Origin of the sequence: Pseudoxanthomonas mexicana (assembly GCF_010093385.1) — a bacterium.
GTDB classification, from domain to species: domain Bacteria; phylum Pseudomonadota; class Gammaproteobacteria; order Xanthomonadales; family Xanthomonadaceae; genus Pseudoxanthomonas_A; species Pseudoxanthomonas_A mexicana.
This window is the reverse complement of sequence record NZ_PDWV01000083.1, coordinates 1-10,243: the sequence shown is the minus strand read 5'-3', so window position 1 is coordinate 10,243 and position 10,243 is coordinate 1. Positions and strand designations below refer to the sequence as shown.

Annotated in this window: 9 protein-coding genes; 4 read left to right on the top strand and 5 right to left on the bottom strand. The window is 68.5% G+C overall.

The genetic code is table 11. The annotated features are described in order from the left end of the window. The 3 genes from CSC76_RS18145 to CSC76_RS18135 form a co-directional block, all read left to right on the top strand. Positions 1-1,055: TolC family protein (locus tag CSC76_RS18145; RefSeq protein ID WP_162111361.1), on the top strand; the 1,055-nt coding region annotated here is incomplete at its 5' end. Then, the gene (locus CSC76_RS18140; protein ID WP_162111360.1) at positions 1,052-2,302 is read left to right on the top strand and encodes an efflux RND transporter periplasmic adaptor subunit; all 1,251 of its coding nucleotides are present in this window, start codon (positions 1,052-1,054) and stop codon (positions 2,300-2,302) included. The genes CSC76_RS18145 and CSC76_RS18140, both read left to right, overlap by 4 nt. Before the next feature lie 25 nt (positions 2,303-2,327). Then, a complete protein-coding gene (locus CSC76_RS18135) occupies positions 2,328-5,495 on the top strand; it encodes an efflux RND transporter permease subunit (protein WP_162111362.1) in 3,168 nt (1,055 codons plus the stop codon). Between the two features lie 6 nt (positions 5,496-5,501). On the opposite strand, the gene CSC76_RS18130 is transcribed toward CSC76_RS18135, so the two are convergent. Next, a complete protein-coding gene (locus CSC76_RS18130) occupies positions 5,502-6,485 on the bottom strand; it encodes a GGDEF domain-containing protein (protein ID WP_162111359.1) in 984 nt (327 codons plus the stop codon). Positions 6,486-6,723: 238 nt separating this feature from the next. Between CSC76_RS18130 and CSC76_RS18125 the strand changes: the two genes are divergently transcribed. Continuing rightward, positions 6,724-7,368, top strand: a complete 645-nt coding sequence (locus tag CSC76_RS18125) for a hypothetical protein (protein ID WP_162111358.1) — start codon at positions 6,724-6,726, stop codon at positions 7,366-7,368. 92 nt (positions 7,369-7,460) lie between these two features. Here the strand turns inward: CSC76_RS18125 and CSC76_RS18120 are convergent, their stop codons facing one another. The 4 genes from CSC76_RS18120 to fliP all read right to left on the bottom strand — a co-directional run. After that, entirely contained in the window at positions 7,461-8,051 is a 591-nt protein-coding gene (locus CSC76_RS18120; RefSeq protein ID WP_162111357.1) for a TetR/AcrR family transcriptional regulator, read from the bottom strand. A gap of 216 nt (positions 8,052-8,267) precedes the next feature. Beyond that, positions 8,268-9,059, bottom strand: a complete 792-nt coding sequence (gene fliR / locus CSC76_RS18115) for a flagellar biosynthetic protein FliR (RefSeq protein WP_162111356.1) — start codon at positions 9,057-9,059, stop codon at positions 8,268-8,270. Between the two features lie 112 nt (positions 9,060-9,171). After that, a complete protein-coding gene (locus CSC76_RS18110; protein WP_162111355.1) occupies positions 9,172-9,441 on the bottom strand; it encodes a flagellar biosynthetic protein FliQ in 270 nt (89 codons plus the stop codon). A gap of 123 nt (positions 9,442-9,564) precedes the next feature. Next, positions 9,565-10,243: flagellar type III secretion system pore protein FliP (gene fliP, locus CSC76_RS18105; RefSeq protein ID WP_162111354.1), on the bottom strand; the 679-nt coding region annotated here is incomplete at its 5' end.

Below are 10,243 nucleotides of genomic sequence, written 5' to 3'. Positions count from 1 at the left end.
CCCCCGGCAGCGGGCAGGCCCGCGCCGTCCGCCAGGCCGAGACCACCCTGCCCCTGGCCGGCGTGCTGGAGCGCGGCGGCAAGCTGGATGCGCGGCGCACGCTGGCGCAGGCCCGCATCGACGCGCTCGCCCTGCAGCGCGAGACGCAGCGGCTGGACCTGCTGGCGGATGTGGCGCGCCGCTACCTCGCGGTAGTCAGTGCCAGGGCGCAGCAAGCGATCGCCGAACAGGACATCGCCCAGCGCCGGCGGACCGTCGCCGGTGCACGCCAACGACTGCAGGCCGGCGCATCGCCGGAATCGGTCGTGCTGACGGCGGAGGCGGCGCTCGCGCGCGCCGAACTCTCGCGGGCGCGTGCGGAGCAGCAGGAGGTCGCCACGCGCCAGCATCTGGCCGCACTGTGGGGCGAACGCGCACCGCGTTTCGACATCGCGCCGGCCGATCCGCTGGCATTGCCCGACATCCCGGATTCGGCGGACTTGGCTGCCTTGCTCGACGGCACACCGGAACTGGCCCAGTTCGCCGACGAACGCCGCGTGCGCGAAGCGCGGGTGCGTCTTGCGCGTACCGCGGCAATCCCCGATGTGGACTGGCAGGGGGGCGTGCGTCGCCTGCAGGAGGGCGGCGACATGGCGCTGGTCGGCGGCGTGTCGCTGCCGCTGGGCGGTGCGCGCCGCGCAGCGCAGGAGACCCGTTCCGCCGAGGCCGACCTCGCGGCGCTGGAGATCGAGCGCGAATCGCGCGATGTCGCGCTGTACTCGACCCTGGCCGACGCGCATGGTCGTTATCAAGTAGCGCAGCTCGATGTACAGCGCACACGCACCGATGTGCTGCCGCGCCTGTTGCGTGCCGAGCAGGCGGCCGAGCGCGCGTACCGCGCGGGCGCCATCAGCTACCTCGAATGGGCGCAATTGCAGTCAGAGACCACGGCGACCCGTCGCCAGCAACTGGACGCCGCGCTCGACGCGCAGGCGGCCCTGATCGAAATCCAGCGGCTCACCGGACAGGCGTTCGTCGCCGCCCCTGCCGCTTCACCGGAAGGAACGACCCCATGACCCTGCGACCCCTGATCGGCGCGCTCGCGCTTTCCCTGTTGCTGGTCGCCTGCGGCGGCCAGGACGACCACGCCGATGACGGCCACGAAGGCGACGCGCACGGCGCGGAGGCGCCTGCACGTGGCGAACACGGCGGGCGCCTGTTGGCCCAGGATGGCGTCACCGTTGAACTGGCCATCGCCGAAAGCGGCACGCCGCCGACCTGGCAGGCCTGGCTCTACCGCGACAGCAAGCCGCTGCCGGCGACCGCGGGGACGGTCGAGGTGCGGCTGGTCCGCCTGGGCGGCGTGCGCGAGACGCACACGCTCGTGCCGCAGGCCGATGGCAGCCTGTTGGCCAAGAGCGTGGTCGGCGAACCGCATTCCTTCGACGTTGAAGTGATCGCCCGCGTGGATGGCAAGGACCTGCGCTGGACCTACGACAGTTACGAGGGACGCACCACGATCGCCAGGAAGATCGCCGAAGACTCGGGCATCCGTGTCGCGCCCGCACAGCCTGGCGTGATCGCCGACGAGCACGAGGTGCAGGGCCTGCTGACGCCGGTGGAAGGCCGCGTGGCCAACATCGCGGCACGCTTCCCGGGGCCGATCCGTCGTCTCGCTGTCAATGTCGGCGACCGCGTGCGGGCCGGGCAGGCGCTGGCAACGGTCGAGAGCAATCTCAGCCTGACGACGTACACCGTGACCACGCCGATATCCGGTGTGGTGCTGGCGCGCAACGCCACGGTGGGCGGCGTGGCCGGTGAAGGCGCCACGTTGTTCGAAGTCGCCGACCTGTCGTCGCTGTGGGGGGACCTGCACATCTTCGGCGCGGACGCCCAGCACATCGTGCCCGGCGTGCCGGTGACGGTGACGCGGCTCAGCGACGGCGTCACCGCGCAGACCACGCTGGAACGCGTGCTGCCCGGCACGGCGACGGCCAGCCAGAGTACGGTGGCGCGCGCGACGCTGGCGAATGCCGATGGCCTGTGGCGGCCGGGTTCGGCGGTGAAGGCGCGGATCACGGTGGAACAGCAGCCCGCCGCGCTCGTCGTGCCGGTGGCGGCGCTGCAGACGTTCCGCGACTGGACCGTGGTGTTCGTGCGCGTCGGCGAGACGTACGAAATCCGTCCGGTCGAACTGGGCAAGCGCGATGCCGAACGCGTCGAGGTGCTGTCCGGCCTCAAGGCGGGCGACCAGGTCGTGGTGGAGCAGAGCTACCTGGTGAAGGCCGACATCGAGAAGTCGGGGGCCTCGCATGACCACTGATGCCACGATCCCGACGCCGCAAGGCCTGCTCGAACGCATCCTGCGCTTCGCCATCGCCCATCGCTGGCTGATGCTGGCGCTGACGGTCGCGTTGATTGCCGTCGGCAGCTGGAGCTTCAGCCGGCTGCCCATCGACGTTACGCCCGACATCACCAACGTGCAGGTGCAGGTCAACACGCAGGTGGACGGGTACTCGCCCCTGGAGTCCGAACAACGGGTGACGTTCCCGATCGAGACGGCCCTGGCGGGACTGCCGGGACTGGACTACACGCGCTCGATCTCGCGCTACGGGCTGTCGCAGGTGACCGTGGTGTTCAAGGACGGCACCGACCTGTACTTCGCACGCCAGCAGGTCGCAGAGCGCCTGCAGCAGGTCAAGTCGCAGCTGCCCGCGGGACTGGAACCGGAGATGGGCCCCATCGCCACCGGCATGGGCGAGATCTTCATGTACACGGTGGAAGCCGACGCGAAGGCGCGCAAGGCGGACGGCACACCGTTCACCGCCACCGACCTGCGCACGTTGCAGGACTGGGTTGTGCGTCCACAACTGCGCAACGCGCCGGGCGTGACCGAGGTCAACACCATCGGCGGCTTCGCACGCCAGATCCACATCACGCCGGACCCGGCACGACTGGTCGCGCTCGGCTTCACCCTGCACGACGTGGTCACGGCGGTCTCCGCCAACAACCAGAACGTCGGCGCGGGTTACATCGAGCGCAATGGCCAGCAGTTCCTCGTGCGCGCACCGGGGCAGGTCGCCGACCTGGAGGGCATCCGCGACATCGTGCTGGACCGGCGCGAGGGCGTGCCGATCCGCGTGCGCGATGTGGCCCAGGTGGGCGAAGGCCCGGAGTTGCGGAGCGGTGCGGCGACGATGGACGGCCGGGAAGTCGTGCTGGGTACCACCTTCATGCTGATCGGGGCCAACAGTCGCGAGGTCGCGCAGGCCACCGCGGCACGCCTGATCGAGGCGAATCGCAGCCTGCCTGCGGGTGTGCGCGCAGTACCGGTGTACGACCGCACCACGCTGGTCGACCGCACCATCCGCACGGTGGCGAAGAACCTGGTGGAGGGCGCGCTGCTGGTCATCGCCGTGCTGTTCCTGCTGCTGGGCAACGTGCGCGCCGCGCTCATCACCGCGGCGGTGATTCCGCTGGCGATGCTGTTCACGCTGACCGGCATGGTCCGTGGCGGCGTGTCCGGCAATCTGATGAGCCTGGGTGCGCTGGATTTCGGCCTGATCGTGGACGGCGCGGTCATCATCATCGAGAACTGCCTGCGCCGTTTCGGCGAACTGCAGCACGCGCTGGGCCGCGCGCTGACCGAGGAAGAACGCCTGGGCGCGACGGCGTCCGCGACCGCCGAGGTCATCCGGCCCAGCCTGTTCGGCCTGGGCATCATCACCGCGGTCTACCTGCCGATCTTCGCGCTCACCGGCGTGGAGGGAAAGATGTTCCACCCGATGGCGATCACGGTGGTGCTGGCCCTGACCGGCGCGATGGTGCTGTCGTTGACGTTCGTGCCGGCCGCCATCGCGCTGTTCCTGCGCGGCAAGGTGCAGGAGAAGGACACGCGGCTCATGCAGTGGGCGCGTCGCGCCTACGCGCCCGCACTGGCATGGGCACTGCGCGGGCGCGGGCCCGTGGTGGCCGGCGCGTTGGCGACGGTGGTGCTGTGCGGCCTGCTGGGCACGCGCCTGGGCTCGGAGTTCGTGCCCAGCCTGGACGAAGGCGACATCGCCATGCATGCGATGCGCATTCCCGGCACCAGCCTGGACCAGGCCGTGCATATGCAATCCACGCTGGAGGCGCGGATCAAGCAGTTCCCCGAAGTGCTGCGGGTGTTCGGCAAGCTGGGCACGGCGGAGGTGGCGACCGATCCGATGCCACCCTCGGTCGCCGATACCTTCATCATGCTCAGGCCGCGCAGCGAATGGCCCGACCCGCGCAAGACCAAGGCGGCGTTGGTGGCCGAGATCGAAAGCGCGGTGAAGCAGATACCGGGCAACAACTACGAGTTCACCCAACCCATCCAGATGCGCATGAATGAGTTGATTTCCGGCGTGCGTGCGGACGTGGCGATCAAGGTTTACGGCGACGACCTGGATACGCTGGTGAGGCTCGGCGAACAGGTGGAGACGGTGGCGAAGGCGGTGGATGGCGCGGCCGACGTGCGGCTGGAGCAGGCCACGGGCCTGCCGCTGCTGACCATCACGCCGGACCGCCAGGCGCTGATCCGCTACGGCCTGAACCCCGGCGACGTGCAGCACACCGTCGCGACCGCCGTCGGTGGCGAAGTCGCCGGCCAGTTGTTCGAAGGCGACCGCCGCTTCGACATTGTCGTGCGGTTGCCCGAGGCTTTGCGTCAGGATCCCGCGGCGCTCCATGACCTGCCGATTCCGCTCGGCGGCGACGGCAACCGGGACGAATCCACGCGCACGCCGGCCTGGCAATCCGGCGCGCCCGGCACCGTGCCGCTGCGCGAGGTCGCCACGATCGCGACGACGCTGGGCCCGAACCAGGTGAACCGCGAGAACGGAAAGCGCCGCGTCGTGGTGACCGCCAACGCGCGCGGTCGCGACCTGGGCGGGTTCGTCGCCGAGCTACGGCAGCGCATCGACGCCAACGTCGAGATTCCCGCCGGCTACTGGGTCGACTACGGAGGCACGTTCGAGCAGTTGATCTCCGCCGGCCAGCGGCTGGGCGTGGTGGTGCCGGTCACCCTGGTCCTCATCTTCGCGCTGCTGTTTTGGGCGTTCGGGTCGGCCAAGGATGCGGCCATCGTGTTCACCGGCGTGCCGCTGGCGCTCACCGGCGGAGTGGTGGCGCTGGCCCTGCGCGGCATTCCGCTGTCGATCTCCGCCGGCGTGGGCTTCATTGCGCTGTCCGGCGTGGCGGTGCTGAACGGCCTGGTGATGATCGCCTTCATCCGCAAGCTGCGCGAGCAGGGCACGGATCTGGACACGGCCGTCGTCGACGGTGCGCTGGGGCGCCTGCGACCGGTGCTGATGACCGCGCTGGTGGCCTCGCTGGGCTTCCTGCCGATGGCGCTCAATGTCGGCGCCGGATCGGAAGTGCAGCGCCCGCTGGCCACGGTGGTGATCGGCGGCATCGTGTCATCCACGCTGCTGACCCTGCTGGTGCTGCCGGTACTGTACCGGTGGTGGCATCGCCACGAGGAGGTACGCGGCTGACGTCGCCTAGAACAGGTCGTCCGCGATCACGTAGCTGTCGCGGCCGGCCGACTTGGCGCGGTAGAGGGCGGCGTCCGCGCGCGAGAACCAGTCGTGCCAGGTCTTTTCCTGTTCGCGCAGCATCGCCGCGCCCAGCGAGATGGTGATGCGGCCGCCGGGACCGCGCAGCGAGCTGCGGACGGCCTTGCGAAGGCGTTCGGTCGCGGCTTCCAGGTCTTCCGTGCCGTCCAGCTCCAGCAGGGCCACGAACTCCTCGCCGCCGAAGCGGAACACCTGGTCGTTGCGTCGCATCTCGAAGCGCAGGATGGAGGCCAGGTCGGCGATGGCCGCATCGCCGGCCGCATGGCCGTACTGGTCGTTGACGTCCTTGAAATGGTCAAGGTCCAGCACGACCAGGCCGAAGCGGCGTTCGCCGCGCTGGAACCGCCCCACCGCGTCGGCCAGGGCGCGTTCCATGCTGCGCCGGTTCGGTACGCCGGTCAGCGCGTCGATCGCGGCCAGACGTTCCAGCTGCACGCGGTCGTCCTGCGTGCGGGCCGCGAAGATCAGCGAGAACACGGTGATCAGGCTGGCACTGACAAGCACCGATGCGGCATGCACGCCGTCGTGGAAGAAGCCGGGGATCAGTTGCATCCCCACGATCAGCAGCGTGTTGCAGACCACCGCCATCCAGCGATGCGCGATGAAGAAGTTGGTCAGCAGCACCAGGTAGGTCCAGGTGAGCGCCGTATGGCCCAGCAGCAGGCAGGCACCGAAGGTGGCGGCGGAGTTGAGCGCCGCCAGCACGTTGCCGGCACGCAGGCTGTCGCCCCCGCGCCAGGCATGGATCACCGGTGCCGCCACCGCCGCCACGACGGCCAGGTCGAACCACGCCTTCGTCCATTCGCCGACCCACATCCGGTAGACACCGAACGAGGCGATGGTCGCCGCCGCGGTGAAGCCCAGCAGGACGATGATATCCAGGCGGAAGTCTCGGCGTTTCGGCTTCATGGACAGGGCCGGATGCGGGCGATGGGAATCGGGGTTATCGCGGCTCAAGGGAAAAGTGAGAGGACAGGGCTGCGCCGCGCAGTGTAGGCGCTTGGCCGGCGTGGGGAGTGACGATGATCACGCTTGGCAGGGCTTGCGCGGGCGGTGGTTCGCGTGCGACTCACATTCGGACCACGATGTCACCCGCTGTTAAGGCGAACCTCCGAAGACTGCGCCCACACGTTCGAGGAGGAAGGACATGAAAGCACTGAGAACCGCCGTCATGGTCGCGTCGCTGGGCTGGGCGGTCGCGTCGTCGATGCCGGTACAGGCGCAGACCGTGGGTTACAACATCCGCACGGGCGATGTCTGGGTGGATACGCGGCTGGGCGAAATCAACGATTACGGCCGCCGCTACCGCGATCCGTTCGTGTCGGAGATGACGGGCTACTACGGCGCGCCGCGCTCGCTGGTGCTGGATCTGCTGGATCGGCGGGGCTGGGCGCCGGCCGACGTGTACTTCGCCTGCGCCATCGCGCGTACGCTCGGGATTCCCTGCCTGGACGTGGTGCAGCGCTACGAGCGCAATCCCGGCGTAGGCTGGGGCAACCTGGCCAAGCAGATGGGCATCAAGCCCGGTTCGCGCGAATTCCACGCGCTGAAGAATGGCGCCGTGAGTACCTACGATCGCTGGGGTTACCCCATCCGCATCGACCAGCGCGTCAGCGTGGACTGGTCGAAGCACGGCCCGGGCCAGGGCAAGGGCGGCGGCAAGCCTGCGCAGGCGGGGTCCGCCAAGCCGGACCATGCGGGCCATGGACAAGGCAACAGCGGCAGGGGTCCCGGCAACAGCGGCAAGGGCAACAGCGGCAAGGGTAATGGAAAGGGCAACGGACGCGACTGAGCCTTTTCCCTGCTGAAACGGAGAACGGCCTCCTGATGGAGGCCGTTCCTGTTTGCGCCGCGCGTAGTCTCCGCCTCTGCCGCGCGGCGGCCTCAGGCCGACAGCGCTTCCAGCGTCTTGAACACCTGCGGGACCGCCATCGCCGGCGTGCCGCCATTGACCGATACGGCACGCAGGCCGTGCTGGTAACTCTGCCAGATCATCTCGTCCGCATGCTGGATGTCCACGCCGCGGAATTCGCCTGCGGCCATGCCCCGGCTCAGTTCCTGGCGCACGGGTTCGCGCATCCGCCGCAGTGCGGCGTTCATCTCCGCCTCGACGGCGGGCGACCACTTTGCCGACACGCTCCACAGCGCGGGGAACGCGATGAAGTTGGCCGCGTCCTCGCGCGCCATCCAGAAATAGAAGTCGAGGATGCGCTGGGCATGCGTCGACCCCTGCGGCCGTTCCACCATCGGCGCCTTCCGCGCGGTGTAGTCCCGGATGTACAGGGTGGCGATGATGTCGGCCTTGGTCTCGAAATGCAGGATGACGCCCCGCGCGCTGAGACCGGTCTCTTCTCCAAGATCCATCAGCGTGGTCTGGTCGAAGCCCTTGGTGAAGAACAGGCGGCGGGCGGCGACCAGCACGGCTTCCCGCGTTTCCTGACTGGTGCGTCGCTTCTGGGTCGGACTGTGGTTCACGTGCGCTCTCCTGATCGCGGGGACGGACATCCCCCCTGCATCGGCCTGGACCTGCGTCCCTTCCGTGCGCCTGCGTATGTGGCGGTTCCCTCTACGACATTCTGCACAAATTCATGCATTTAGTGGAACCCGTGACGCAGGCTCCATGTGAAATGCGCACGTGGATGCGTGAAACGGCGCGACAACTCACGTTTCCAAAGAGTAACCAGATTTTCGTCAGCGGGTGAGTTGCCGCGCTGCATCAAACGAGAGATCGAAGACCCGTTGCACCGGCGGGCCCAGTTCGCCGGCCAGTAGCGCCAGCAGGAACAGGCCCAGCAGCAGGGCCGTGGGTAGGCCCAGCTGGATCGGGTTGAGGGCCGGCGCGGCGCGGCCCAGCACGCCGAAGGCCAGGTTCACCGCCAGCATCGCCACCATCACCGGCAGGGCCAGCCCGACCGCCGCGCGCAGGACGTGGCCGAACAGCATCGGGGCGACTTCCAGCATCTGCTGCACGTCGGGCAGCGCCGTGCCGATGGGCAGCGACCGGTAGCTGTCCACCAGCAGGGACACCAGCGCCAGATGGCCATTGGCGGTGAAGAACAGCAGGCCCAAGGCCAGGGAGAACCACTGGCCGACGACGCCCGAGTTCACGCCACGCAGGGGATCGGACATCTGCGCGAACGCCAGGCCGGTGCCCTGCGAGATCAATTCGCCGGCCATCGCACCGGCCTCGAAGGCCAGCCGCAGCATGAAGCCCATGCTGGCGCCGACGGCCAGTTCGCGCGCGACGTTGAGCACGGTGCTGGCGTCGAAGGCGATCCGGTCCGGCGTGCCCGGCAGCAGCGGCGCCAGCGCCATCGCCAGCGCACCGGCGATGATCACGCGCACGCGCACCGACACGGCGCGCGTCCCGATCAGCGGCGCGGCCATCAGCAGCGCGCCGGTACGCAGCATGGTCCACAGGATGGCGTTGATCATCCCAAAGGCCTGCTGGCCGTCGATCACCATCTGGGTGGCGGTGTCCATGGAGCGAGAAGTGAGTGGAGAGGAGTGAGGAGTGAGTAGGGGCAGGAGCGGGATGGGGGCATGTCCGAGGGGCTTTCGCTCACTCCTCACTCCTCTCCACTCACTCCTCCCTTCACCCGATCAGATGCGGCAATCGCTGGAACAACGTCGTCGTGTACTCCACCAGCACGCCGAGCAGGTAGCTGCCGGTGGCGAACAGGGCGGCGGTCAGCGCGATGGCCTTGGCGACGAAGGCGATGGTTGGTTCGTTGAGCTGGGTGGCGGCCTGGATCACGCCGACCACCACGCCGACGACCAGTACGACCAGCAGCAGCGGACCTCCGACCCAGAGGGCGATCTCCAGGCCGTCGCGCAGTTCGGTGAGGGCGGTTTCGGGACTCATGGTGATAGAGAAGAGAGTGGAGAGGAGTGAGGAGTGAGGAGAAGCAACAGCAGAGCAGGAGAAAGGGGGGCAATCGGAGGTGGCGTTCGCTAACTCCTCACTCATCTCCACTCACTCCTGCTCTCAGTTGAAGCTCGCCGCCAGCGAGCCGACGATCAGCACCCAACCATCGACCAGCACGAACAGCAGGATCTTGAACGGCGCGGACACCAGCATCGGCGACAGCATCATCATGCCCATCGACATCAGCACGCTGGCGACCACCAGATCGATGATCACGAACGGGATGAAGATCAGGAAGCCGATCTCGAAGGCGGTCTTCAGTTCGCTGGTGATGAAGGAGGCGACCACGATGGGGAAGGGAACCTCGGCCGGGCTGGCATAGCTGCCGTGGCCGGCCAGGCCGGCGAAGGTCATCAGGTCGGTTTCGCGCACCTGGGCCAGCATGAAGTCGCGCAGCGGGCCGGTGGTCATCGTCCAGGCGGTGGCGAAATCGATCTGGCCATTGAGGTAAGGCGCCATGCCCTGCGCCCAGGCCTTCTCGCCCACGGGCATCATCACCAGCATGGTGAGGAACAGCGCCAGGCCCACCAGCACCTGGTTGGACGGTGTCTGGCCCGTGCCCAGCGCCTGCCGCAGCAGGCCGAGCACGATGATGATGCGGGTGAACGCCGTCATCGCCAGCAGCGCGGACGGGATCAGCGTGATCGCCGTCATCAGCAGCAAGGTTTGCAGCGGCAGGCTGACCGTGTTGTCGCCCACCGGGCCCACGTTGACCTTGGGCAGGGTCGGCAGCGTGGGG

Excerpts from the sequence above, each read along its gene's own strand:
- CSC76_RS18140 (WP_162111360.1), top strand. The coding sequence starts at position 1,052 with ATGACCCTGCGACCCCTGATCGGCGCGCTCGCGCTTTCCCTGTTGCTG.
- CSC76_RS18130 (WP_162111359.1), bottom strand. The coding sequence starts at position 6,485 with ATGAAGCCGAAACGCCGAGACTTCCGCCTGGATATCATCGTCCTGCTG.
- CSC76_RS18125 (WP_162111358.1), top strand. The coding sequence starts at position 6,724 with ATGAAAGCACTGAGAACCGCCGTCATGGTCGCGTCGCTGGGCTGGGCG.
- fliR (WP_162111356.1), bottom strand. The coding sequence starts at position 9,059 with ATGGACACCGCCACCCAGATGGTGATCGACGGCCAGCAGGCCTTTGGG.
- CSC76_RS18110 (WP_162111355.1), bottom strand. The coding sequence starts at position 9,441 with ATGAGTCCCGAAACCGCCCTCACCGAACTGCGCGACGGCCTGGAGATC.